The following is a 23,088-nucleotide window of genomic DNA, read 5'->3' as shown; positions in this document are numbered from 1 at the left end:
AAACTCTCTCATGACGTTTTTACTAGCCTCAGTAACAATTTGAGGAAACGAGGAAAATCAGAAAATGCCTGAAACTAAATCAAAATTTTTAATTCCTGCGGTTGGTGCTGCTGTTGTGGTTGTTGGTAGTGTCACCGCTTATATGTATTTGCGGGGGCCTGCTGGAGATAGTACGGGAGCTTTAAACAGTGCCAAACTTGTGCCTTCTTCGGCATTAATGGCTACTTATATTACCACCGACCCCCAAGCTTGGGCAAAGTTGCAACAATTTGGCACTCCTGAAGCCCAAAAGTTAGTCACCAAGGGTTTAGAAGACTTTAATAAAGAAGTGATGACTGACAGTAACATTTCTTATGAAAAAGATATTCAGCCTTGGGTGGGTGGGTTAATGATGGCTGTATTGCCACCAAATCCCACTAAAACCAACCAATCAGATACACCTACACCAAATCAGTTACAGCAAGAACCACAAATATTAATGGTGGTGGGGATTAAAGATAAAATTGGGGCTTTAAATTTTGCTAACAAATTAAAAGGACAAAAGGGAGTTAAAACTAAAGACTCTGATTATAAAGGTGAAAAAATTACAGAAACTACTAATGAAGCTACTAACAAAGCTACATACAGTACTGTTTTAAATAATAGTTATTTGGTATTTTCTCCAGAAAAACCAGTGGTAGAAAAAGCCATTGATACCTTTAAAGGCCAACCTTCCTTTGCTACTAAAGACGGTGCAAGTGCGGTTCTGGCTAAAGGTGTAGATGTGAAAAATGCCTTGGCTCAAATTTATATTCCTGATTATGCGGGGATGATTCAGCAACTTGCTGCTACTAGTTCCCAGCCTACAACCTTAACCCCCCAAACCTTAAAACAGTTGCAACAAGTTAAATCGATGGTGGCGGCTGTGGGTGTGGATGATGCTGGGGTAAGATTAAAGGCGATCGCTAATTTAGATCCCCAACTCAATAAGTTTCAATATCAAAATTCTCCGGCGAAAATAGTCGGACAATTCCCTAGTGATACCTTTGCTTTAGTGAGTGGACAAGGTATTAGTCAGACTTGGAAAACCATTGTCGAGCAATCTAACGAATACCCAGAATTTAAGCAAACCTTAGAACAAGCACGTTCACAGCTAAAAATTGCCAATTTTGACTTAGATAAAGATATTTTCGGCTGGATGGATGGAGAATTTGCCTTGGGTACGATTCCATCCAATCAAGGTATATTAGCAAGTGTAGGTTTTGGTGGAGCGATGGTATTTGATACGAGCGATCGCCAAACTGCCCAAGCAACCCTCACTAAGTTGGATAACCTGGCCAAAACCCAAAGAATTAATGTCGCCACTAGAAAAGTCGGCGGTAAAGACATCACAGAATGGCAAATTCCCCAACAAGGTGCTTTATTTGCTCATGGTTGGTTAGATCAAGATACAGTATTTTTAGCTGTGGGTGGCCCAATTGGAGAAGCATTGGCCAATAAAAATCAACCCCTAGATAACAGCGAAAGCTTTAAAGCTATTACAAGTTCTTTACAGAAACCTAATGGCGGTTACTTCTACTTAGATATGGACAAAACCATGACCATAGTCAACCGTTTTGCTACCCAATATCAACAACCCATACCACCAGAAGCTAGTGCTGTCCTTGGTTCTATCCGTGGTTTAGGTATAACTGCCACCAGCCCAGATAAATCTACTAGTCAAGTGGAGATGTTGTTAGCTCTCAAACCGAGTACGGCGAAGTAGGGGTGTGGGGGTGTGGGGGTGTAGGGGTAGGCTGTTGACTCTGTACCTTTTTTGGGATTTTGTCCATGCAAAAAATGTGCGTAGTTACGATGGCTGAAACTGTGTTTTGAGAAGGCTTTGAGGCACAAATTAAACATCGCGTACAAAATTACTAAAAACCGCCCAAATTTTAACAAAGTCAACAGCCTAGTGTAGGGGTGTAGGGGAGACAAGAAAGCAAGGGAGCAGGGAGCAGGGGAGCAGGGGGCAGGGAGTAGGGAGAGAGGGGAGTGTGGGGAGAGAGGGGAGAGAGGGGAGTGTGGGGAGTGTGGGGAGAGAGGGGAGCTAGATTTCTTCCCACACCTCCCACACCTCCCACCCTTCCCACACCTCCCACACCTCCCACACCCTACCCTGACGAGGTTTCAGCTTAAAAAAAGCGTGCCATGCCCAATGCCCAATGCCCCATGCCCCATGCCCTTTTACGTCATAATTTAAATTGCTGTTCGATGCCAATTGATTTATGACTGTTGCTGTAAACACTTCTGCTGGATTGGCTTCTCGCTTGGTGAATGGCATACTAGCAATTAAGCCTTTAGCTAATCTCGCCAAACACCAAGCTCGTCAAATGATGATTAAACGGGCTGAAAAAATCGGTGTCCCTTGGACAAATGAAGTAAAAACTCTCCAAGCACGTGACTGGAAAGACGATTTAGCTCAAGTGGAAAATTCTCAGCTTGCTTACCCAGACTATTACCAAACTTCATTTCACGCTTATGAAACGGGTAATCTCAGTTGGAAAGCTGCTTTTGAGCTAGAACCTGCGGCCTATGCTGTCCATGCTAAAATTTGGCCGGAAGCTCAGGCGCAAGGTGATGCTAAACTCCGCCAAAGTTATCACGATATTGTGCAAGTGCAAATTCCCCATGCGCCAGAAACTATCCTTGATTTGGGATGTGGTGTGGGTTTAAGTACGTTTTCTCTCCAAGCACTTTATCCCCAAGCCCAAGTTACAGGCTTAGATTTATCGCCCTATTTCTTGGCGGTGGCTAACTATCGCACTCAACAACGTCAAGCTAATATCAATTGGGTTCACGCTCCAGCCGAATCTACAGGCTTACCAGATGCTAGTTTTGATTTAGCCTCGATTTGTTTGGTGTGTCATGAACTACCCCAGTCAGCAACCCGGCAAATTTTTGCTGAGGTGCGGCGTGTCTTGCGTCCGGGTGGTCATATTGCGATTATGGATATGAATCCTCAATCGGAAGCTTTCAAGAAAATGCCGCCTTACATTTTGACGTTGCTCAAAAGTACAGAACCTTATTTAGATCAATATTTTGCTTTGGATATTGAGCAAGCTTTAGTAGCGGCTGGTTTCCAAACACCAAGCATCACCCCTAATAGTCCTCGTCATCGCACCGTTATTGCTCAGGTGAGTGGTTGATTTTGTGGTGCTGCTGTGGGCAGTCATACCCCCACTGCTATTTTTGGCGTATTACTATTATCGTGTCAGGATTGCCCCACCGATACAACTATTATTATTGTTATTTGTGGTTGGGGCAGTATCGGGTTTTGTTGCCCTAGGTTTACAATTAGGTTTGGAAACTGTAGCTAGTCAGTTTGTTAACTGGCGACAAGTCCAGCGTGGAATTTTTGGTGCAACTCTGAGACAATTGCTAGCGATCGCACCTATTGAGGAAGGTTGCAAGTTAATTGCAGTTATTATCCCCATTTTCTACCTAAAACGTCGGCAGCAATTACGCCCCGTCACTGTTTTTCTATTTACTATCGCTGCTGCTTTAGGATTCACTGCCGAAGAGAATTGGATTTACTTACATCACGGCACAGCTAGCATTTTTGATCGTACCATTGGTACACCAGTTCATGCCATGTTCTCCGCCCCTTGGGGATATGCCCTAGGAAGATATTTGTCTGCTAATTGTCAAGTCAATCGCCGCCAAAATTACAAAAATTTACTTATTTGGGCATGGATTAATTCTCTGACTTTTCATGCTTTAGTCAACATTTGTTCTACTGCTTGGCGTTATTCGCCACCTCTACAGTTGCTCAGTTATGGTTTATTTCCTTTGCTATTGTGGATGTTTTGGCGCATGGAACAGCTACTACGCAAAGTCCAAAATCAACAACCAATCATTTTAATATCCGGCCGCACACGCCAACATCGTTACTGGCAAAGAGGGTTATTATTATTTGCAATTATCCTCGGTGGCAATGCAATTTTTGGCTTATTTCTGTTAGTTAGAGTTCTCAGCCCTTTAAATCCAGTTAAGCTTCTTTCTCGTGACATTTTGTCGTTTACAGCCACTAGATTCTTACTTAATTTTTGTTTTGGGATAATAGCTTACTTAATTTATTGGTATTTAAAATCTCAGACTGGATAACATAATGTAACAAATAATAAAGTTAATTATAAAAATTTATCTACAAATTACAAATTACTTAGCTTGCTACTCTCCGAGTTCTCCGTTCGCGGTAGCGTTGCGTAGCAAAGGAGTACCCATAGGGAATTACGAATTACGTTAGCGGAGCGGGGCGTTAGCCCATTACGAATTACGAATTACAAATTACCCCAAGGCTGTATAACTCGTATTCTCAAAAGATGCTATACAGCCTGATTTTAATTGAGGAAAATGTTTACAATTGGGAGAGTATTAACTCAGTAACCTTGTAACCCTGACATCATATTCAGTACCGTTGGGATGTTCGTTTCTCGCTTGAGAGCGAGCCATATTATCTGCCCTTTGTTTTGACTCTGCTATAATTTCGTATCTTGACGTTCCGCATTGAGAAATACTGTTAGTTTGACCCGCAAATTCCTTGATATCAACGAATACTTCGTAAGTGTGAACCATGTTGCACCTCCTTGTGCTAATGGTTTGAGGAATACGATCTAGTATATGAAGATGAATAAGTATTGGTTCTAGCAACAATACAATTCTTTATGAATTACTGAGAAAGTATAGATTTCTTATAGAAACGGAAATTTATTGCATCTGTGGCAGGATGAAAGTAAGTTTAAAAACCTACCAAGGGCAAGTCTAAAAATATGCTCTATTATAAATGTTATCAATGAAAAATTAGGACGCGAGGCTCTTACTAGTCAGGTAAGGCACTAGCAAAATATACAAAAAACACTTGTTCTTCCCCTATACCCCTATACCCTTACACCCCTAAACCCCTTAATTTTTTGATAGATGAGAAAATTCTTAGAATTATTGAAATTTTTCGGTTATAAATATAACAGAGTGCCTGTATTGATATTTGTATTTCTCTGTTTAAATGTATTTTTGGCATCAGCAGTACAAGCTGCAACTGCGGTAGAATTAACAAGAACAGCATCTTATGCGATCGCATTTTTAGGATTGATCACTCTCAGTTTGTGTATTTATTTATTCGTGGTGATTTTTCAACCTGAGCGATTTTGAGCAATTCAGCTATGAATCACTACACCTGCAACCCAGTTTCTAGAAAACTGAGTTAAGTAGAACGACTTGAAAAAACCAAACTATGTAAAGTAATGTAAAAAACATTGAATTTATTTCGTAGTAAGGACTTTAGTCCTCTCTTCTCTACGAGACGCTTACAGCGAACGAGACGCTGCGCGTAGCTTGCTTCCCCGCAGGGGTACACTACAAACCTTTAATTATTTACACCATTCTACTTAAACTAAATTTTTGCTTTGATTATGTTGCCATTTGAGCTTTAGTCTGACCTATAGTCTAGATATGATCAAAGCACAGACTCTTGAATTTCCGTAAATCTATGACAATCCAACTCACAGTTCCCAACATGGCTTGTTCTGTTTGTGCAGGCAAAATTACTAATGCAGTCAAAACCGTTGATGCTGAGGCAATTGTGAACGCAGATCCTCAGACTAAGCTAGTTAATGTAGAGTCACAAGCATCAGAAACTGCTATCAAAGATGCTTTAGCGGCGGCTGGTTATCCTGCTAGTTAAGTTTTTCTTGGGGGGTGTAAGGGTAGGCTGTTGAAAAAATGAGTAATGAGTAATAAGTAATGAGTAATGAGTAAATACTTATTACTTACTACTTGTTACTTATTAATTAATGCAGTTTTCCTGCTTTTTCAACGTCCTAACCAAGTTTTAATGATATCGAGGAGACTAGAACCACCCCAAGCCAAAGCCATGAGAATAGAAGTGGTTAAAATTGCTCCCATGACACACAGGACTAAGCCGCCTAAACTAATAGCACCGTCATCTTCTAATAAACCGAAACCTGTCACAAAAACACCCATTGCTGGTAAGGTGTTAGTGCCTGGGATGGGAATCATCATGGAAATTGCCATTAAAGCGATCGCAATTCCAATGGTGACTCTGCCTGCTAAGGTAGTACAAATATAAGATAAACGGGGACGTGCGATCGCTTCAATTCTCCGTAACCAAGGAATCCCCGCTTTTAAAAATCCTTGGACTGTTTCTAGTTTGATGGGATGACTCATCATTTTCTGTGGTAGCCAAGGAACTTTAGCACCAATAATTAGCTGTATAGCTAAAATAAAAATCAAAATCCCAAAGGGAACTGAGTATCCTGGGGCGGGTAATGGTAAAGCTGATGGTAAAGACAAAATAACCAGCAAAAACCCAAAAATTCTTTCCCCGGCCAGGAGTAAAATATCTGCTAAAGTGACATTTTCTGGTCTGGTTTCTTCAAAAAAATAACGTTGCAATTCGTTAGAGAGTTTAGCCATAAAGTCTGTATTTTTTATCTGTCTACCTAGTTCGGGGATAGTTAAATCAGTTATCAATTATCAGTTATCAGTTGCACCTTTGGGGAAGGTGTAATACTGTTTTGCTGAAAGTACATAAAAACTCTACAGTATCAAAGATGTGCATACCATATCTTAGCGTTGAGAATTTTTGTATCAGGATGAATATTGTTAAGATTACATCAAGTTACTGACGGGTAGAATATGGGAAAATACTGGAAGGTTCTGAAATTATTTTGGACGACTGCGATCGCCGCAGAGTTGGAATATCGAGTTAATTTCTTGATTGCTACCCTCAGCAGCTTAGGTAATTTAATCGGCAGTCTGTTTGGTCTATTCTTGTTTTATGGCAACGGCTATACTTTTACTGGCTGGTCTTGGGAAGCTGCTTTAATAGTTCTCGGTATTTTCACGTTACTACAAGGTTTTTCTGCTAGCTTTCTTGCCGCTAACCTCAATCGCATCGTCCGCCATGTGCAAGAAGGAACTTTAGATTTTATCCTCCTTAAACCTATCCGCAGTCAGTTTTGGCTTTCTACCTATACACTCTCTCCTTGGGGAGTACCAGATTTAATCTTTGGTGGCATTATTATTGGCTACGCAGGGCAACGTCTGGGCTTAAAATGGGAAAACTATCTTCTGAGTTTAGTACCGTTATTTTGCGGTTTAGTAATTCTTTATAGCCTCTGGTTTATGTTAGGGGCGACTAGTATTTGGTTTGTGAAAATCTACAATGTTACTGAAGTCTTACGCGGTTTAGTGGAAGCTGGCCGATATCCGATGGTAGCCTATCCCGCAGCTTACCGCTTTTTCTTTACCTTTGTAGTACCAGTCACATTTTTAACCACAGTTCCCGCCGAGGTGATGTTAGGCCGGGGACAAGTTAGTTGGTTGATAGGTGCGGTATTTTTAGCAGTCGCCTTGTTTGGGATATCTACCTGGTTCTGGCGGTTTGCCCTGCGTTTCTATACCAGTGCTTCCAGTTAAAAATTCACCCCTTCTTATTCCTGTGGTTGAATTGTCAAAATAGCTTAAACTCGCTAATAAATAGTTAATACCGCTATCAACTCAACCGAGAAGCATGGAAACTCAACAACTAGGAAAAACAGGTATCTTAGTCAGTGGCATTGGTTTGGGTGCTATGCCAATGTCAATTTATGACCGACCCCCTGAATCACAATCAATTCAACTTATCCATCGAGCTTTAGATTTGGGTATCACATTCATTGATACTGCTGACTCCTATTGTAAAGATGAATCAGACAAACACCACAATGAAAAACTAATTTACAAGGCAGTTAGTAGTTACCAAGGTGACACTAGCCAAGTCATTGTCGCTACTAAAGGCGGTTTAATGCGTCCCAATCAAAATTGGGTACGTAATGGTAATCCTGAACACCTACGGCAAACTATTCGGGTGAGTTTTGCCGCCTTGGGTGGTGAAAAACCGATTGATTTATGGCAATATCACGCCCCAGACCCCCAATATACAATTGCAGAATCCCTCGCGCCAGTCAAAGAAGCTGTCAAAGATGGTTTAATTCGATTTGTGGGAGTATCTAACTTTTCTGTCACACAAATTAAACAGGCGCAAGATGTGATAGATATTGTCTCCGTTCAGAATCAATACAGTCCCTGGGAACGTCGGCCAGAAACAGATGGCGTACTGGAATATTGTGAACAGCAAAAATTAACCTTTTTACCTTGGAGTCCCTTTGGTGGTCGTCGTCGCCATGAAAATTTAGAAGATATTCCAGCGATCGCCCAACTAGCCCAAACCAAAGGCGTATCTGTATACTGTATTGTATTGGCATGGTTACGCTCTAAGTCACCTTGTATTTTACCCATCCCTGGCGCAAGCAAAATTTCCAGCATTGAAGACTCTATACGTGCTGTGGATGTGAAACTATCTCCCGCAGAAGTAGAAAAAATTGACCAGCAAACATAATAAGTAGGTTGGTGTTAAAAATTGTCGTTGGGATAAGGCAGGGGGCAGAGAGCAGGGAGCAGGGGGCAGGGGGAAGAAGGGTATTAGCCTTGTTTACTGTTCTTCAGACACTTTGGTTTTATCGGAAAAAGATAGGTTCAAAACCTCGCCCCTGGTGGGCGAAAAAATCCTTTTTTCCCGAGGTAGGTAAAAACCCCACCTATGAGTGGGTGGCTGAATTAATTGCGAATTGCGTTAGCGAAGCGGGACGTTAGTCCATTGCGAATTGCGAATTGGTTTTATTCTGCCTACCTACTTAGTGTTGATGGTGGAATTTTGAATTTTGAATTGTTCCGTTCGTCCGTGGTAACACAATTTGAGGTACAATCAAAAACCTGCCAATAAATGACAAAGCTTGCTGACAGGAGAGACTTCATATGGCCCGGATGTACTATGACGAAGATGCCAATTTAGACCTTTTGGCTGGAAAAACCATTGCAATTATCGGTTATGGTTCTCAAGGTCATGCCCACGCCCTGAATTTAAAAGATAGTGGTTTGAATGTAATTGTGGGACTATATCCGGGTAGTAAGTCAGCCGAAAAAGCCCAAGCTGCTGGTTTAACTGTAAAAAATGTGGCAGATGCTGCTAATGCTGCTGACTTCATCATGATTTTGTTACCCGATGAAGTCCAAAAAACAGTTTACAAAAACGAGATTGAACCAAATCTGAAAGCAGGGGATGTGTTAGCCTTTGCTCACGGTTTTAATATTCACTTTGGGCAAGTCGTACCCCCGGCTGATGTAGATGTAGTAATGGTTGCACCCAAAGGCCCTGGCCATTTAGTCAGACGCACCTACGAACAAGGCCAAGGTGTACCAGCATTGTTTGCAGTGTATCAAGATGCTAGCGGTAAAGCACGCGATCGCGCAATGGCATACGCTAGAGGTATTGGTGGCACTCGCGCCGGTATTCTCGAAACCACTTTCCGCGAAGAAACTGAAACCGATTTGTTCGGTGAACAAGCTGTATTGTGCGGTGGTTTGAGTGCCTTAATTAAAGCTGGTTTTGAAACTTTAGTAGAAGCTGGTTATCAACCAGAATTAGCCTATTTTGAATGTCTGCACGAAGTTAAACTGATTGTAGACTTAGTAGTTGAAGGCGGTTTAGCCACAATGCGAGACAGCATTTCTAACACTGCTGAATATGGTGATTATACCCGTGGCCCACGGGTTGTCAACGCCCAAACTAAAGCTGAAATGAAGAAGATTCTCAGCGAGATTCAATCTGGACAATTTGCACGGGAATTTGTCCTCGAAAACCAAGCAGGTAAACCAGGATTTACCGCTATGCGTCGTCAAGAAGCGGAACACCCCATTGAAGAGGTTGGTAAGGATTTACGGGCTATGTTTAGCTGGTTGAAGAAAGTTTAAAAAATCCTTTTAAATCTCAAATAAAGACGCAAATGTACTACTAAATGCTTTGCGTCTTTATTTTTTGATGCTAGATTGTCAGCAAAACATCACATTGAAATCTATGTTAAACCTGACATTGCCAAAAATTCAGAGCATAGTTACTGTTTTATTGTTGACTCAACCACTTTATTCACACAATCCAGTTCAAGCACAGTCAGCACCACAACTATTACCATTTTTTGATAATGTAGATAATCCAGTTTCTGTAGGTTTTCCTAGAGGACAACAAGTAGATATTACTCCACCAGTACCACAGTTAAATGCTTTTGATAAAGCTGTACTTAATACTTGCGGTGCTATAGGTACAAGAGTCAGCCAAAATAAATTTAAACAGTTGTTATCTTCTTATCCAGAAGTATTAAAAAAACTGCAAACAGTTAGCGGTGGCGAAATATTTTCAGGACGCAAAAATCAATCACAATTCATTGAAGATTTAACGAAGATTTGGTTTAAGCGTCGTGGCTTTGAACACATTTTTTGCGGTGAAATATATAACGCTAATGACATTGGTGGGTTGCATTTTTACGGCAGATATTTGCAACTCCAAAATCAAGGAATTGGCGGTAGACTCCCCAATAATCGCCAAAGAGAAGAAGTTGTTCCTGGTGTGATTTATACAATGGGTGTAGTGATCAAAAAAGGCAACCAAACAGTAAGAGATGTGATCAAAGGTTACAGCTACATTAGCAATGCTGAAGAAATGCTTATAGATGCAACTCTAGCATTTAAAAAACAGAAAAATACAGAAGGTGCGTGTATTTATAATGTCCGTGATCAAGAGACAGGCAAGACTTTTCCTAATGTTTTTGTGAGAAAAGATCAGGCGATTATTACTTTCTATCCTGATGCCACTCCTCAAGGAAAAAAATGTAGACAGTGAAAATTAAGGAAGTTTATTAACTGCTGAGGGTTAACTGCGATCGCTCACAGCAAGTTTATCAGCTTTTTTCTTCAGTTCTGGCAATGAGTATTGGGGTGAAAGGGAAATGAGGTGAAGGCGATCGCACTAAATTATAATCAAATGTAAGGGCTTTTTGTAGGGGTGTAGGCAAGCCCAGCCCAGGCATCACTCGCAAGCAACTTACAGGCTTTTGCCTTAAGCTCCTTCATAGCTATTTCGCTTGTGTTCCAACTTTTTAATGTGTTCTTGGATTGCTGTTTCCATAATGGCGATGTTTTCAATTGTGTCTGGAATAGGGTATAAGTCTGTATCATTAGAACTTGCTTCTAGGCGATCAGCCAGTTTGTAAAATGCCTCGTTGTCATTTCGATGCAAAAGTACGTAAGCTCGTAGTTCAGCAATGCTCATAGTGTCAAAGTCTGGTTTCATCTAAACCTCCACTTGCCATCACGGTAAATTACAACTTGCAAATCTTCACCTGCAAAGATATACACTATGCCTGTGCGCTCATCAAAACGTAAAAGCTCTATAGAACGATAGAAGTTTGTCAGATATTGACAAACCTTGATACAAGATTTTCCTTGTTCGCCGCTTGGTAAAATTACTTCATCCTCAACACACCACTACTGTCATTTTAAACGACGAACGGTAATGAAGCGATCGCACTGAATTATAATCATCAAAGTTCAGGATATTAGAGTAAATCTTCCTCAGAAATTTCAACAACCTGATCTGTTCATTCAATTGCATTACGGCTATTGGCAACATCAAGCCAACCTTCAATCGCGTCCTTTAAATTAGCCATCACTTCTTCTATTGTGTCTCCTTCAGTAATACAACCGGGAAGTGCTGGAACTTCTGCCCAATAGCCACCTTCTTCTGCTGGATGAATAATTGCTCTGATTTTCATACACTTGTTAAGTTAAGTTTTGAGAATATGCTAACAACCATAGCTGTTTGCACTCAACTGTAGTGCAGGCGATCGCACTAAATTATGATCAAAGTTGAGGGTTAAGGGCGATTATTTTTATGTCCAGTCTTCTATATTTAAACCTGCTATTTGCCCAAAATCAGCGATATTTCGAGTTAATAGAATAGCCTGATTCACCAGAACTATAGCAGCAATTTTTAAATCCATTGTGCCAAGTCTGGGATAGGCTTTTTTCAGTCTTTGAAATTCTTGGGCAGCAGGTTGATCAAATTCTAGGATGGGAATCATACAATAATTAGTTAGTTGCTTTTTTAACTCCTTGTAAGCTAGAACTTGTGTTTCAACATTTTGAGCTTTTGAAACATAACTCAACCAACCCCGCATTTGCTCCTCGTAGCTGATAATTGTGACTGCAACTTGATTAGGATTAATGTTTGCTAGTCGCATAAGTAGAGGTTGCGCCTGTAATCCTCCACGATCTAAAACACTAAGATGATCGGTATCGAGAATATACATTTAAACATCTCGTGATTCTATCAACTTTGAGCGCAGAGATTCACGATACTCATGTCCTAGCTGCATTGCTTCATCATATGCTGCGTTATCAGCAAATGTTCCAGCAATTTTCTGCCACCAAGGAGTTTTAGGGGAAGAAACCACATCTAGCTTACTTTTGAGGCTTGCAACTTCTGCCTCTAAAATCGCTACCCGTTGTTCTATTTCTTTTGACATGACTTTATTTTTTCTATATTCTCAGTTTATATAGTAGCGATCGCACTAGTTATGGTCAAATTTGAGGGGTCGTTGTAAGGGCGAGAGCTTATATTACTCACAGATCACACTGCTGAGATTAATATTATTAATTGTTTTTAATCCCATCTTGACTGTATATCAAAATGCTGACCCAACAATTCATAAAGCGTAGTTGCCGCAGTTCTGGCAGCAATTTCTGCAATACTTAAAACTCCCTCAGTATTCACACCTGAAGTTACTTCATAGATAAAATAAGTTTCACCATCACAGGGTGAGGCATAACCTAACTTAATTAATGCTTGTGTAATTTCTGTATTAGCTTGGTAGGTCACAACACTTGCAAAACCGAAGACATCTTGAATATGACCATCTTGATTGCGAGGTGCAACTGATATGGCTTTATCTGCTGCTTTCTTAGCTTCTTTTTTAGCTTGTTCAACAGCTAGTTTGACTTTTTCAATAATATTAGAAGAAGGTTCCTTGGGAGCTATGTATAAAAATCTTTTTAGGGGCAAATCTTCTAAACGAAGCATCGATAGCATATCTGATTTGTTTTCGCTTTCTTGTTTCTCTATTTCTTCTAGAGAAACTACAAAAGTATTTTTTAATGCTTCTCTATTATATATTGAATCATAGATATTAACACCTTCATCGTACATAATTTTTATTGAATTAATTAAATCCTGTGTTTCTGAAGCATCTTTAACTATCACAAGAATTTTGCTAAAATTGTTATATTTACTTTCTACCCATATCGGTAAACCAGGAAACTCTAGTCTTTCATTAACGTCAGCCCATCTCCATTCGCGTTCGTGAGTCCAGTCTATCCACCTGTCTTCATTTAAGTTCATAGCTACATAACGATATTGTTCGTTTAAACCTATACCACAGGAAGAAGCCAGACATCGAAAACCTTTTCCAAAGTAAAAATCCCCTTTAGTTGCTTCTTGGTAAGAACTAGATAAGCCATATATCACAGGCCGACCACCTGCTTGAAATAACTCTTGCTTCCGTAATGCAATACCATACGTATTTACAGAGGAAGAATTAATTCTTTCAGAAGCATATATTTTTAGGGCGTAGAGGGGCATTTCAGTAAAGCAGACAGCAGGTTTTGCTCCATAGATTGTTGGTTTACCATTTCGAAACGACCATCCTGCTTTTATATAGCCATCAAATAGGATTCTTTTCAGTACAGAGTATGCGCTTGCATTGGGAGCTAAACCATATGGATAATCAGAATCCTGTTCGTAGGCAATCTGATCTTCATAGGTCATTTGATCTAAGCCATGTATTACAGGTTTACCAGTCTTGTCAAAACTAGAAGGCAATGGAAAATTCACATATTCAGGATAATGAGTAATATTTCTATCATGAATAAAATGAATTGTCCATTCTGAAATATCAATACGACTTTTGGCCAATTTAAACCACTCCCGATCCTTAATACTTTTACCTATCTGTCCAATAAGATTTATTGTTACTAGCAGTGATTGCAATGATTCTATGACATCGTTTTTTTACTTTGTTAATTAGAGTATAAGACGCATAAAGTTGTCTGTAAGATAAATTATAAACTCCACTTCATCATTAATATTCATGTTCACTTTTTACTCTAATAACCAATCAAATAAATTTCCTAATGTAAGCTGTAAATCACTTGCAAAAGATGGCACAGGAATTACCTGTTCGGGCTTATCAAATAAATCTGGTGGTTGGTTTGAGAAATATACAAATACTACTCTTTCACTTGGGTCAATCAGCCAACCCATTTGAGTGCCATGTTTCAAGGAATGCAATATTTTAGTAATGACTTTAGTTTGGCTTTGTTCAGGTGAAAGTATCTCAATTATCCAATCTGGTGCTAGTGCAAAAATATTGGCGATACCCCCGTTTTCATTGCGAGGAATCCTTTCCCAAACAAACACGGCTACATCTGGAACGATCGCACGTCCTGCAAAAACACAGCGTAACTCTGGAAATGCACGCGCAATTTTCTGCGGCTTGGTGACTCCATTGATAGTAATAATTAATTCACCTTGAATGGTACTGTGTTCACCCTGTGGCATAGATTTCTGAATAATCTGACCATTAATGTACTCACTGGCAGGTTTAGTTTCTGGTAGCTTAAGAAACTCCTCTAACGTCAAAGTTTTGGATGGTGTCTGTATCATTGGAATATACCTTGAAAATTACAGGCAGAGTAAGAACGTATTAGTCATCTCATTAAAAAGGATTCTCTTGCAGTTCATCACTAGGCTGGACTTCAGCTAATAATGTTGATATAACTCTTTGAACTCGATCAGAGGACAATATATTACCTAGAGCTGCTTCAAACTCCTCTTCCGATGCACATTCTATTTCTGGAGATGAGTCAGTGTAATCTTTAATTGTTAAAGGATAAAGTCTTAGTGGATATTGAACGTCTACCACTGAATAAGTATAGCTATTTAATGCTGGAACTGTTATTCTCAAGCCGACAGAAAAAAAATTTTGTCTGAGAGTGGTTCTCACAACATTACCTATGAGCAGTCCTTTAGTAATTTGTGTGAGGATAGAGGCTTGCTCTTTTAGAATTAAGTAGGGTGTACGCACCTCTAAATTTTTTGGTAATTCGCCCCACAAATTTTTCTCATTTGGAAACATGATCAATCCTCTCAATATCAAGTTTAATAACTATTGGCAGATGGTCAGAATAAGTAGTTGAAATCTTATTATTAGATGTTAATAGGCTTTTGCCATCAATATCAGAGATAATTTTTAAATTTTCTGGACTAAAAAAGTCTAATAAATCAGGTCTTAATAAAACTTGGTCAAAAGTGTTCCAAAAGTAGTTGACATAACCAGCACTCGCATAGAAATACGTCCCTGGAGGTTCAGGAGTTTTATCACCCATTTTGCCCCACATAGGATTGTAAAAAAATAATTTTTCTTTTCCTTGTACTGTTCGGCTACGCTGACGAGCAATATTTTGATCCATTACCGCATGAAAACAGTCTGCTGCAACAACGCCAGCCTCGAATGGATTCATGTTGAAGTCGCCAATGACTATAGTTCTTTCATGTTTAACTCTTACCTCGGCTTCTCTGATGACTTCAGCCATTCTTGCTGCTTGGAATTTTTGATCATCTTCTGTCATACGAAGTTTGCTAGAAAGATGAATCCCTGCTACCAGAATATCATTGCCAATAGGCGGTGATAGCCTTCTAATAGATATGTATCCTTCATCTGCAACTGGTTCTACACATTCTGACGGATATCTAAAGTAAAATTTGATTCTTGTCGATAAAATATTAAATAATGCTAAATAAACTCGTTCTTTGCCGGAATTTATGTTTAATAAAATATCCACATCAGAAATATTGGATTCTGCCAATATTAAAATGTCAACATCATATATTCTGCAAAGATGACTAATTTCTTTGATTAATGGCTTTTTATTTATATTCCAAAATAAGAATGTGGTCATTGCGAGAAATAGGGAGTTTTATTACCACTATTTAGGGCTTGCTGCTGAATTGAGGGATGAAATTCGATGTTAAAAGAAATCATCCCCTGTTCATGCAACAGTATTTAATTTAGAACTATTTAGCACTATATAGTATTAAACAACAGCCGCCTCGACGATCGCACCTTGCATTTTGGTCATAGCATCAATTAAACTCTGCAATTGTTGGTCGGCTTTTAACACTGCTAAACCGCGTACAGTCACCTTCCCAGGAGAGTAAACGAAACGGGTCTTGAGATGGTCTGGTAAGTTCGCGGCTAATAAATTCCAAGCTGGTTCTTCCATTGGGGTTTCTAACACAACGTGCTGTTTGTTCTCTGGTTTGATGCGGCTAAATCCTAATTGTTTTGCTAATTGTTTGAGTTCCATGACTCGCAATAGTTGATTTGCGGGAACTGGTAAATTACCATAGCGATCGCTCCACTCAGCTGAAATCTGGGTTAACTCGTCTTTAGATTTCGCTGCGGCTACTGCACGATACGCACTCATCTTTTGATCAATATCGGGAATATAATCAGCCGGGATAAATGCAGTCAAGTTGAGGTCAATCTGTGTATCGTCAACTTTGGGTATTTCTTGACCGCGAATTTCTCGGATTGATTCTTCTAACATTTCCATGTATAAATCAAAACCGATAGCTTCCATTTGACCGGATTGTTCTGCACCTAGCAAGTTACCCACACCTCTGATTTCCATATCGCGCATTGCTAGCTGATAGCCAGAACCAAGTTGCGTAAATTCCTGAATTGCCCTTAGCCGTTGCCGTGCGGCATCAGATAACGCCCGTTGTTTGGGATAAAATAACCAAGCGTGGGCTTGAATCCCTGCACGTCCTACCCGTCCGCGTAATTGGTATAGTTGCGATAAACCAAATTTGTGAGCGTCTTCAATTAAGATGGTGTTGACGCGGGGAATGTCTAAGCCTGATTCAATAATGGTGGTACAAACGAGGATATCTGCTTCACCATTGCTGAAGGTGAGCATAGTTGATTCTAACTCGCTTTCGTCCATTTGACCGTGAGCGATCGCAAATCTTCCCCCAGGGATCATTTCTCGCAGTTTAGAGGTTGTTTCTTCAATTCCTTCCACCCGTGGAACTACATAAAATACCTGTCCACCTCTGTCTAACTCTTGACGAATGGCACTCCGTATGGTTTCGGGATTCATCGGTGAAAGGTGAGTTTGAATTGGTCTGCGGGTTGGGGGTGGGGTGGTAATCAAACTCATTTCCCGAATCCCCGACAAGGACATATATAAGGTGCGGGGAATGGGTGTAGCTGAGAGAGTTAAAACATCAATTTGAGTTTTCAGGGTTTTAATTTTCTCTTTCTGGTTCACCCCAAATCTTTGTTCTTCGTCAATGACTAACAGTCCTAATTCTTTGAAGTTGACACCTTTGCCTAAAAGTTGGTGTGTGCCAACGACTACATCTAATTCCCCTGTGGCTAGACGCTTTTGGATATCACGACGTTCTTCGGCGGTGCGGAAGCGGTTAAGTAAGCCGACGTTCACAGGATAGGGTGCAAAACGTTCTTTGATGGTGTGATAGTGTTGTTGGGTGAGAATGGTAGTTGGTGCAAGTAAGGCCACTTGTTTACCGGAAGTTACCGCTTTGAAAATGGCGCGGATAGCTACCTCTGTTTTCCCAAAACCAACATCACCACATACTAATCGATCCATTGGGCGATCGCTTTCCATATCGCGTTTCACATCCTGCACAGCTTTTAGCTGGTCGGTTGTGGCTTGGTAGGGGAAAGAATCTTCCATTTCCTCTTGCCAAGGCATATCTTGGGGATAGGCGTAACCTTGTTGTTGCGATCGCGCAGCGTATAATTTCAGCAAGTCTACTGCTAATTTCTTAATCGCTTTGCGGACGCGATTTTTGGTATTTTCCCAAGCTTTACCCGTCATTTTATGCAGTTCTGGGGCTTTATCGCCGGTACTGCGGAAGCGAGACAATGAGCCGACTTGATCAGCCGAAACTCTGAGAGTACCATCAGCATACTGCACTACGATATAATCACGGGTTTCGTTGTTAATTGTCAGGCTTTCTAACTTGACAAATTTACCAACCCCATGACTTTTGTGTACTACATAATCCCCTGTTCGGAGCTTATTCGGGTCAACTTGCTTAGATGCGGCTTTGCGTCGCTTGCGGATGTAGCTAGGTGTAGCGAGGGAATGCTGTCCGTAAAATTCCCTGTCGGTGACGACTACTAAACGGAAAGTCGGTAAAATAAAACCTTCTAGTTCCGCCAGTCCCGAATATTTCAACGCTACGGGGACATGATTGATTTGCTGTTTATCAATGGCTTGGTAGTCACGGGGGTTAGGGATAAATTGTGCCGGACAGTCGTGTTCTTGTAAGAGCGAGACAGAACGGGAAGGTTGAGCCGAAATTAACCAAATCGAGAAATTGCGATCGCGTTCTTGGCGTAATGTATCTGCTAGTTTGGCAAATTGGTGGGGTGTCACAGGTACACGCCGACTAGCTAAATTTATCCCGCCATTTTCTTCCGCGAGTTCCGATAAATAAATCGTTTTAAATCTGGTGACATCAACGAGACAATCATCAAAAGACCGATGTATTTTGGGTAATTGCAGCGAACCTAAGTCATATTCACCAGTTCCTAAAGACCATTGTTCTTCCGCATTTTCCACCCAGCGATCGCTATGAGCATGACATTGTTCCGGTTCATCAACCGCAATTAAGGTATCCTCTGGTAAGTAATCTAGAATCGAAGCTGGTTTCTCATACGCTAACCCCAAAAACCTGCGACTACCTTCGATTATGCCTGATTCACTATCTAATTCTGCATCAGCACTTAATTCAGAACTCAACAATTGAAACTGAGCATTATCTTTGAGGGCATCTAAAATAATTGGAGTAAAGCTAGTAGGGGTAAGGGTAATTTGTGTAACTTTGTCAAGGGCTGAACGTTGAGTTGTCGGGTCAAATTCCCGAATTTGCTCGACTTCATCGCCAAACCACTCCAACCGCACTGGTAACTCGGAAGACACCGGAAAGACATCGACAATATCACCGCGCCGACTCCACTGTCCTTCTGTTTCTACTAAAGGTACACGTTCATAACCTAAACGGGTGATTTTTTCACTGAAAGCATCTAAATCAAATTCCATCCCTCGCTTGAGGGTGAGACACAAAGGAGTAAAAGCATCTGGTGGTGGTAAATGGGGTTGTAATGCTCCTACAGTAGCGACAACGGCGATTTTATTGGATTCTTGATAGTTAACTGTTGACTGTTGACTGTTAACTGTTGATTGTTGACTTTTGACTAAATCTGCTAAAACCTGCATTTGTCCCCAGGTCATTTCTGTTTCTGGGTCAAAGGGTTCGTAGGGAGAAGCTTCAGAAGTCGGGTAAAAATGCACAGTTTGCCATCCCATTGCTTCTAACTGTGCGTAAGCGCGTCCAGCTTCTTCTAGCGTGGCACAAACTATGAATAAATTCCTTTGAGAATTTTGGGCTAAAGCCGAAGCTACCAAGCCTTTAGGTAGACGAGGAATACCATTGAGGCGTAATTCTTGTAGACGATTTAATTTAGAAAGTAACTCAGTGGTGAGTGGCGATCGCCCCAAGGCACGCACAATAGAAGAAAATGCCATAAGTTCTACTAGCGGAGGAAGTCTTCCCAGATTGAGAAAGTATAGTGACGGCTATGTCAACTATTGTAAGTGCTGAGTGATGAGTAATGTGTAGGGGTGTAGGGGTATAGGGGTGTAGGGGTTTAGGGGAAGTAAATTTTCCCCTCCCTACCTTGTCTCCCTTGTCTCCCCTGCTCCCTGCTCCCTGCTCCCTGCCCCCCTGCTCCCTGCCCCCTGCCCCCTGCCCAATTCCCCAATCCCAACCTCTAGCCATTTCTCAAAGAAACTTGAATACTAGATACTAATTATTAAGCTAACTTCGCTTTTGAATAGCGGCAACTTATCACAATGTCATTGGAAATTTTAATAATTCTCGTACTAATTATTGCTAATGGTGTGTTTTCTATGTCTGAGATGGCGATTGTCTCAGCACGGAAAGTTAGGCTACAACAGCTTGCTAACCAAGGTGATACAAAGGCTAGGGTGGCACTCAAGCTAGCTGAATCACCCAATAATTTCCTGTCTACTGTGCAAGTCGGTATTTCCCTGATTGGTATCTTAACTGGTGCTTTTGGGGGAGCAACTATTGCTGAAAGCCTGAATATCTACTTGCAACGCGTACCTTTTTTAGCTGCTTATAGTCAAGCAATATCTTTTGGAATCGTAGTTTTAATTATTACCTATTTATCTTTAATCATCGGTGAGTTAGTACCGAAGCGTCTAGCTTTAAATAACCCAGAAGGGATTGCGGCAGTGGTTGCTATTCCCATGCGTGCCTTAGCAGTATTAGCATCTCCTGTGGTACACTTGCTAAGTGCTTCTACGGATATGGTGCTGCGAGTGATGGGGATCACACCTTCTGTAGAACCGCAAGTGACAGAGGAAGAAATTAAAATTCTGATTGAACAAGGTACAGAGGCGGGAACTTTTGAAGAAGTAGAACAAGATATGGTAGAGCGAGTTTTTCGTTTAGGCGATCGCTCTGTGATTTCTTTTATGACACCTCGTCCTGATATTGTCTGGTTAGACTTAGAAGACTCTCAAGCCGAAAATCGGCAAAAATTAAGTGAAAACGCCTATTCTCGGTATCCAGTTTGTCAGGGAGGACTAGACAATGTTTTGGGGATCATCCCAGTCACCGATTTGCTCACCAGAAGTTTTCGCGGTGAAAATCTAGATTTAACTGTAGGATTACGCCAACCTGTATTTATCCCAGAAAGCACCCGTGGTTTAAAGGTTTTGGAGTTATTTAAGCAAACTGCAACGCACATGGCCTTGATTGTCGATGAATACGGGGTAATTCAAGGGTTATTAACTCTCAATGACATTATGAGTGAAATTGTCGGTGATGTTCCCGCCAGTCCCGGAGAATATGAACCGCAAGCCGTGCAGAGAGAAGACGGTTCTTGGCTACTGGATGGGATGTTACCAGTAGAAGAATTTTTGGAATTGTTTAATCTAGAAGAATTAGAATTTGAAGAACGAGGCAGCTATCAAACCTTGGGGGGTTTTGTGATCACCCATTTAGGACGCATTCCCGCCGCCGCCGATCATTTTGAATGGGAGGGTATGCGAATTGAAGTCATGGATATGGATGGTAATCGTGTTGATAAGGTGTTGGTAGTACCACGAGGAAATTAGGGAAATGAGCGTTAACTATAGACGGTGAAAATTATCCTAAGCAGAAGGAGATCAAGCAATGGATAGTTCCCAATTAGATTATTATCGTCAGGTGATTGAAAGGGTGTTAAGTGAATATGCAGCATTGCCATATTCCTATGCTCCCATAGAATCTGAAGTTGTCTTTGATCCTATCCGCGATCGCTATTTATGGATGGATGTAGGTTGGGATGGCGAACGCCGTGTACATGGCTGTTTGGCTCATATTGACCTTATAGATGGTAAAATCTGGATTCAAAGAGATGGGACAGAAGAGGGGATTGCCGCAGATTTAGAACGGGCTGGAATCCCTAAAGAGCATATTGTACTAGGCTTTCGTCCGCCTGAATTGCGTCCCTATACAGGTTATGCCGTGGCTTGATTCAACCAGCAATATTAACGCCAGAAAATAAATTATCCCATTTACTCATGTAATATTTTCTCCCTGCCCCCTGCCCCCTGCTCCCTGCTCCCTGCTCCCTGCCCCCTACTTACCCCAGCGATGGGATATTTGTCTCCTGGGAAATACCTAAGCTTTTGATAAACGCTTAACTTCTTCACCCACTAACATCTGATGGGCTTGAGCTAAAATTTGTGGGATTTTATCGGTGTGGGGACTGTGAGCAAGACATTGTTTAAGGTCTAATTCCTCTAATTTATCGGCTTTATTGCCGGGAAACCAGTGATTAGCATTACCTAAGAGATTGTAGCGCATTTTTGCATAGTCTACTAAATCGTAGGCGTTGGCTAGATTCCACAGCCATAAAATCACCGGGATATTTACCTCTCCTGGGGTTTGTTCCCAACTGGGGAGATGAGTTTGCCAAGTTTTTACCCAATCTTCGCCGAGAGTAGCGATCGCTTCTGCTTCCAACCTGGTTAAAATTGACGGTAAAATGTCTGAGGCTTGGTCTAATAATTCTAATGTTTTCAGGTGTTCATCAAAATCTTGGGGTTTAGCTGCACCAATACTTAATGTATGCACCTGGGAGTGACTCAAACAAAACAAATCATTGAACACCATCGGACTCAAAGGCGCACAAAGATTCACTAACTTTGCTGGGGGATTATATAGTTTGCCGCCTTTATCAGAGGGACTAATAATAAATACTCCCATATCATGGCGAGTAGCGGCGGTAATAGCTGGCCAATTCCATTGATTGATGTAATACCAATGCAGATTTACATAATCAAATTGATTAGTATTAATGGCATCAATAATTACATCTGTAGCACCATGAGTAGAAAAGCCGACAAATCTGACTTTACCCTCTGCTTGTAGCTGTCGCACCACATCTAAACAGCCCCCAGGACGGAGACTATAATCTAGTAATTCCGCATTATTAATACCATGCAACCCTAGTAAATCTACATAGTCTAATTGCAGGTAGCGCAGTGATGTCTCAAAAGTCTGCCGGAAGTCTTTCGCATCTGCTACGGGAGAAACTTTCGTTTGTACAATTAACTGTTCGCGGGGAAACTGGGGCAATATTTTTCCTAATTGCATTTCCGAGCTACCATAGCCACGGGCAGTCTCAATATGATTAATCCCCAATTCTACGGCTCGGCGGATAGTTGCTTCCAAATTGGCTTGATTATCCCCTGGCACATCCGCAGGATCAACATCTTGCCATTTATATTGATATCTCATGCCGCCGCAGGAAAACACCGGCATTTGTAATTCTGTCCGTCCGAATCTTCTGTACAGCATCAGTTATTTTGGAATTATTGCCAATTTTAAATCTACAAAAAAAATTAGGGATACGCCAAAACGTACTCCTAATTTCATGACTCATACCAAGTTGCAGTCAAAGATAGTAACCTGGGGTGGGGAGTGTGGGAGGTGTGGGGAGTGTG

Annotated in this window: 29 protein-coding genes; 13 read left to right on the top strand and 16 right to left on the bottom strand. The window is 41.0% G+C overall.

The genetic code is table 11. The annotated features are described in order from the left end of the window. Positions 1 to 64 precede the first annotated feature (64 nt). The 4 genes from ACPZ3T_RS25135 (at position 65) to ACPZ3T_RS25120 (ending at position 4,125) form a co-directional block, all read left to right on the top strand. Complete coding sequence (locus ACPZ3T_RS25135) at positions 65 to 1,744, top strand: DUF3352 domain-containing protein (protein ID WP_490272163.1); 1,680 nt, start codon at positions 65 to 67, stop codon at positions 1,742 to 1,744. Positions 1,745 to 2,013: 269 nt separating this feature from the next. Then, a complete protein-coding gene (locus ACPZ3T_RS25130; protein ID WP_490272162.1) occupies positions 2,014 to 2,157 on the top strand; it encodes a hypothetical protein in 144 nt (47 codons plus the stop codon). Positions 2,158 to 2,246: 89 nt separating this feature from the next. Beyond that, positions 2,247 to 3,167, top strand: coding sequence for a class I SAM-dependent methyltransferase (locus ACPZ3T_RS25125; RefSeq protein ID WP_490272161.1), 921 nt, complete (start codon positions 2,247 to 2,249; stop codon positions 3,165 to 3,167). Next, positions 3,160 to 4,125 carry a PrsW family intramembrane metalloprotease gene (locus ACPZ3T_RS25120; RefSeq protein ID WP_490272160.1) on the top strand — a complete coding sequence of 322 codons (966 nt, stop codon included), beginning with the start codon at positions 3,160 to 3,162 and terminating at the stop codon, positions 4,123 to 4,125. Before ACPZ3T_RS25125 ends, ACPZ3T_RS25120 begins: the two co-directional genes overlap by 8 nt. 270 nt (positions 4,126 to 4,395) lie before the next feature. Here the strand turns inward: ACPZ3T_RS25120 and ACPZ3T_RS25115 are convergent, their stop codons facing one another. Further along, entirely contained in the window at positions 4,396 to 4,596 is a 201-nt protein-coding gene (locus ACPZ3T_RS25115; RefSeq protein ID WP_490272159.1) for a hypothetical protein, read from the bottom strand. A gap of 342 nt (positions 4,597 to 4,938) precedes the next feature. Between ACPZ3T_RS25115 and kdpF the strand changes: the two genes are divergently transcribed. Together kdpF and ACPZ3T_RS25105 are read left to right on the top strand one after the other, a co-directional pair. Next, positions 4,939 to 5,169 (top strand): K(+)-transporting ATPase subunit F, encoded by a 231-nt coding sequence (gene kdpF, locus ACPZ3T_RS25110; RefSeq protein ID WP_490272158.1) that lies wholly within the window; start codon positions 4,939 to 4,941, stop codon positions 5,167 to 5,169. A gap of 337 nt (positions 5,170 to 5,506) precedes the next feature. Then, positions 5,507 to 5,701, top strand: a complete 195-nt coding sequence (locus tag ACPZ3T_RS25105) for a heavy-metal-associated domain-containing protein (RefSeq protein ID WP_490272157.1) — start codon at positions 5,507 to 5,509, stop codon at positions 5,699 to 5,701. 128 nt (positions 5,702 to 5,829) lie between these two features. Here the strand turns inward: ACPZ3T_RS25105 and ACPZ3T_RS25100 are convergent, their stop codons facing one another. Further along, complete coding sequence (locus ACPZ3T_RS25100; protein ID WP_490277363.1) at positions 5,830 to 6,453, bottom strand: exopolysaccharide biosynthesis protein; 624 nt, start codon at positions 6,451 to 6,453, stop codon at positions 5,830 to 5,832. A 222-nt stretch (positions 6,454 to 6,675) separates the two neighbouring features. On the opposite strand from ACPZ3T_RS25100, the gene ACPZ3T_RS25095 reads away from it, so the two are divergent. The 5 genes from ACPZ3T_RS25095 (at position 6,676) to ACPZ3T_RS25075 (ending at position 10,753) form a co-directional block, all read left to right on the top strand. Then, entirely contained in the window at positions 6,676 to 7,458 is a 783-nt protein-coding gene (locus ACPZ3T_RS25095; protein ID WP_490272156.1) for an ABC transporter permease, read from the top strand. Between the two features lie 94 nt (positions 7,459 to 7,552). Then, positions 7,553 to 8,419: an aldo/keto reductase gene (locus ACPZ3T_RS25090; protein WP_490272155.1), complete on the top strand. Its 867-nt coding sequence runs from the start codon at positions 7,553 to 7,555 to the stop codon at positions 8,417 to 8,419. An 11-nt stretch (positions 8,420 to 8,430) separates the two neighbouring features. Next, positions 8,431 to 8,673, top strand: coding sequence for a hypothetical protein (locus tag ACPZ3T_RS25085; protein ID WP_490272154.1), 243 nt, complete (start codon positions 8,431 to 8,433; stop codon positions 8,671 to 8,673). A gap of 162 nt (positions 8,674 to 8,835) precedes the next feature. Continuing rightward, a complete protein-coding gene (gene ilvC / locus ACPZ3T_RS25080) occupies positions 8,836 to 9,831 on the top strand; it encodes a ketol-acid reductoisomerase (RefSeq protein ID WP_490272153.1) in 996 nt (331 codons plus the stop codon). A 103-nt stretch (positions 9,832 to 9,934) separates the two neighbouring features. Then, positions 9,935 to 10,753, top strand: a complete 819-nt coding sequence (locus tag ACPZ3T_RS25075; RefSeq protein WP_490272152.1) for an EndoU domain-containing protein — start codon at positions 9,935 to 9,937, stop codon at positions 10,751 to 10,753. Positions 10,754 to 10,811: 58 nt separating this feature from the next. Here ACPZ3T_RS25075 and ACPZ3T_RS25070 read toward each other — a convergent pair whose 3' ends face one another. The 12 genes from ACPZ3T_RS25070 to ACPZ3T_RS25015 form a co-directional block, all read right to left on the bottom strand. Further along, positions 10,812 to 10,943: a hypothetical protein gene (locus ACPZ3T_RS25070; protein ID WP_490272151.1), complete on the bottom strand. Its 132-nt coding sequence runs from the start codon at positions 10,941 to 10,943 to the stop codon at positions 10,812 to 10,814. Positions 10,944 to 10,969: 26 nt separating this feature from the next. Next, entirely contained in the window at positions 10,970 to 11,203 is a 234-nt protein-coding gene (locus ACPZ3T_RS25065; protein ID WP_490272150.1) for a DUF6887 family protein, read from the bottom strand. Further along, the gene (locus ACPZ3T_RS25060) at positions 11,200 to 11,325 is read right to left on the bottom strand and encodes a DUF6888 family protein (RefSeq protein ID WP_490277362.1); all 126 of its coding nucleotides are present in this window, start codon (positions 11,323 to 11,325) and stop codon (positions 11,200 to 11,202) included. The genes ACPZ3T_RS25065 and ACPZ3T_RS25060 overlap by 4 nt, the downstream gene beginning before the upstream one ends. Positions 11,326 to 11,510: 185 nt before the next feature. Continuing rightward, positions 11,511 to 11,684, bottom strand: a complete 174-nt coding sequence (locus tag ACPZ3T_RS25055; protein ID WP_490272149.1) for a type II toxin-antitoxin system HicB family antitoxin — start codon at positions 11,682 to 11,684, stop codon at positions 11,511 to 11,513. 117 nt (positions 11,685 to 11,801) lie between these two features. Next, positions 11,802 to 12,221, bottom strand: coding sequence for a type II toxin-antitoxin system VapC family toxin (locus ACPZ3T_RS25050; protein WP_490272148.1), 420 nt, complete (start codon positions 12,219 to 12,221; stop codon positions 11,802 to 11,804). Then, entirely contained in the window at positions 12,222 to 12,437 is a 216-nt protein-coding gene (locus ACPZ3T_RS25045) for a hypothetical protein (RefSeq protein WP_490272147.1), read from the bottom strand. It abuts the gene before it with no gap. 137 nt (positions 12,438 to 12,574) lie between these two features. Next, complete coding sequence (locus tag ACPZ3T_RS25040) at positions 12,575 to 13,882, bottom strand: hypothetical protein (protein WP_490272146.1); 1,308 nt, start codon at positions 13,880 to 13,882, stop codon at positions 12,575 to 12,577. A gap of 186 nt (positions 13,883 to 14,068) precedes the next feature. After that, entirely contained in the window at positions 14,069 to 14,632 is a 564-nt protein-coding gene (locus tag ACPZ3T_RS25035; protein WP_490272145.1) for a Uma2 family endonuclease, read from the bottom strand. A 52-nt stretch (positions 14,633 to 14,684) separates the two neighbouring features. Continuing rightward, complete coding sequence (locus ACPZ3T_RS25030) at positions 14,685 to 15,104, bottom strand: hypothetical protein (protein ID WP_490272144.1); 420 nt, start codon at positions 15,102 to 15,104, stop codon at positions 14,685 to 14,687. Continuing rightward, positions 15,091 to 15,927: an endonuclease/exonuclease/phosphatase family protein gene (locus ACPZ3T_RS25025; protein WP_490272143.1), complete on the bottom strand. Its 837-nt coding sequence runs from the start codon at positions 15,925 to 15,927 to the stop codon at positions 15,091 to 15,093. Before ACPZ3T_RS25025 ends, ACPZ3T_RS25030 begins: the two co-directional genes overlap by 14 nt. A gap of 135 nt (positions 15,928 to 16,062) precedes the next feature. Then, the gene (mfd, locus tag ACPZ3T_RS25020) at positions 16,063 to 19,593 is read right to left on the bottom strand and encodes a transcription-repair coupling factor (RefSeq protein WP_490272142.1); all 3,531 of its coding nucleotides are present in this window, start codon (positions 19,591 to 19,593) and stop codon (positions 16,063 to 16,065) included. Next, positions 19,541 to 19,846 carry a hypothetical protein gene (locus ACPZ3T_RS25015; RefSeq protein ID WP_490272141.1) on the bottom strand — a complete coding sequence of 102 codons (306 nt, stop codon included), beginning with the start codon at positions 19,844 to 19,846 and terminating at the stop codon, positions 19,541 to 19,543. The genes mfd and ACPZ3T_RS25015 overlap by 53 nt, the downstream gene beginning before the upstream one ends. Positions 19,847 to 19,920: 74 nt before the next feature. On the opposite strand from ACPZ3T_RS25015, the gene ACPZ3T_RS25010 reads away from it, so the two are divergent. Both ACPZ3T_RS25010 and ACPZ3T_RS25005 read left to right on the top strand, forming a co-directional pair. Further along, positions 19,921 to 21,213: a hemolysin family protein gene (locus tag ACPZ3T_RS25010; RefSeq protein WP_490272140.1), complete on the top strand. Its 1,293-nt coding sequence runs from the start codon at positions 19,921 to 19,923 to the stop codon at positions 21,211 to 21,213. A gap of 58 nt (positions 21,214 to 21,271) precedes the next feature. Beyond that, entirely contained in the window at positions 21,272 to 21,613 is a 342-nt protein-coding gene (locus tag ACPZ3T_RS25005; protein ID WP_490272139.1) for a XisI protein, read from the top strand. Positions 21,614 to 21,654: 41 nt separating this feature from the next. On the opposite strand, the gene ACPZ3T_RS25000 is transcribed toward ACPZ3T_RS25005, so the two are convergent. After that, a complete protein-coding gene (locus ACPZ3T_RS25000) occupies positions 21,655 to 21,792 on the bottom strand; it encodes a hypothetical protein (RefSeq protein WP_490272138.1) in 138 nt (45 codons plus the stop codon). Beyond that, the gene (locus ACPZ3T_RS24995) at positions 21,761 to 22,942 is read right to left on the bottom strand and encodes an aldo/keto reductase (RefSeq protein WP_490272137.1); all 1,182 of its coding nucleotides are present in this window, start codon (positions 22,940 to 22,942) and stop codon (positions 21,761 to 21,763) included. The genes ACPZ3T_RS25000 and ACPZ3T_RS24995 overlap by 32 nt, the downstream gene beginning before the upstream one ends. Positions 22,943 to 23,088 lie beyond the last annotated feature (146 nt).

It is taken from the genome of Aliinostoc maniaoense (genome assembly GCF_058172895.1).
The sequence above is the reverse complement of the archived record's forward strand: the minus strand, read 5'-3'. Positions and strand labels throughout refer to the sequence as shown.

Coding starts and splice junctions, on each gene's coding strand:
- ACPZ3T_RS25125 (WP_490272161.1), top strand. CDS start 2,247: ATGACTGTTGCTGTAAACACTTCTGCTGGATTGGCTTCTCGCTTGGTG.
- ACPZ3T_RS25005 (WP_490272139.1), top strand. CDS start 21,272: ATGGATAGTTCCCAATTAGATTATTATCGTCAGGTGATTGAAAGGGTG.
- ACPZ3T_RS25075 (WP_490272152.1), top strand. CDS start 9,935: ATGTTAAACCTGACATTGCCAAAAATTCAGAGCATAGTTACTGTTTTA.
- ACPZ3T_RS25095 (WP_490272156.1), top strand. CDS start 6,676: ATGGGAAAATACTGGAAGGTTCTGAAATTATTTTGGACGACTGCGATC.
- ACPZ3T_RS24995 (WP_490272137.1), bottom strand. CDS start 22,942: ATGCTGTACAGAAGATTCGGACGGACAGAATTACAAATGCCGGTGTTT.
- ACPZ3T_RS25115 (WP_490272159.1), bottom strand. CDS start 4,596: ATGGTTCACACTTACGAAGTATTCGTTGATATCAAGGAATTTGCGGGT.
- kdpF (WP_490272158.1), top strand. CDS start 4,939: ATGAGAAAATTCTTAGAATTATTGAAATTTTTCGGTTATAAATATAAC.
- ACPZ3T_RS25045 (WP_490272147.1), bottom strand. CDS start 12,437: ATGTCAAAAGAAATAGAACAACGGGTAGCGATTTTAGAGGCAGAAGTT.
- ACPZ3T_RS25105 (WP_490272157.1), top strand. CDS start 5,507: ATGACAATCCAACTCACAGTTCCCAACATGGCTTGTTCTGTTTGTGCA.
- mfd (WP_490272142.1), bottom strand. CDS start 19,593: ATGGCATTTTCTTCTATTGTGCGTGCCTTGGGGCGATCGCCACTCACC.
- ACPZ3T_RS25025 (WP_490272143.1), bottom strand. CDS start 15,927: ATGACCACATTCTTATTTTGGAATATAAATAAAAAGCCATTAATCAAA.
- ACPZ3T_RS25065 (WP_490272150.1), bottom strand. CDS start 11,203: ATGAAACCAGACTTTGACACTATGAGCATTGCTGAACTACGAGCTTAC.
- ACPZ3T_RS25015 (WP_490272141.1), bottom strand. CDS start 19,846: ATGGCTAGAGGTTGGGATTGGGGAATTGGGCAGGGGGCAGGGGGCAGG.
- ACPZ3T_RS25135 (WP_490272163.1), top strand. CDS start 65: ATGCCTGAAACTAAATCAAAATTTTTAATTCCTGCGGTTGGTGCTGCT.
- ACPZ3T_RS25010 (WP_490272140.1), top strand. CDS start 19,921: ATGTCATTGGAAATTTTAATAATTCTCGTACTAATTATTGCTAATGGT.
- ACPZ3T_RS25030 (WP_490272144.1), bottom strand. CDS start 15,104: ATGTTTCCAAATGAGAAAAATTTGTGGGGCGAATTACCAAAAAATTTA.
- ilvC (WP_490272153.1), top strand. CDS start 8,836: ATGGCCCGGATGTACTATGACGAAGATGCCAATTTAGACCTTTTGGCT.
- ACPZ3T_RS25035 (WP_490272145.1), bottom strand. CDS start 14,632: ATGATACAGACACCATCCAAAACTTTGACGTTAGAGGAGTTTCTTAAG.
- ACPZ3T_RS25100 (WP_490277363.1), bottom strand. CDS start 6,453: ATGGCTAAACTCTCTAACGAATTGCAACGTTATTTTTTTGAAGAAACC.
- ACPZ3T_RS25055 (WP_490272149.1), bottom strand. CDS start 11,684: ATGAAAATCAGAGCAATTATTCATCCAGCAGAAGAAGGTGGCTATTGG.
- ACPZ3T_RS25090 (WP_490272155.1), top strand. CDS start 7,553: ATGGAAACTCAACAACTAGGAAAAACAGGTATCTTAGTCAGTGGCATT.
- ACPZ3T_RS25050 (WP_490272148.1), bottom strand. CDS start 12,221: ATGTATATTCTCGATACCGATCATCTTAGTGTTTTAGATCGTGGAGGA.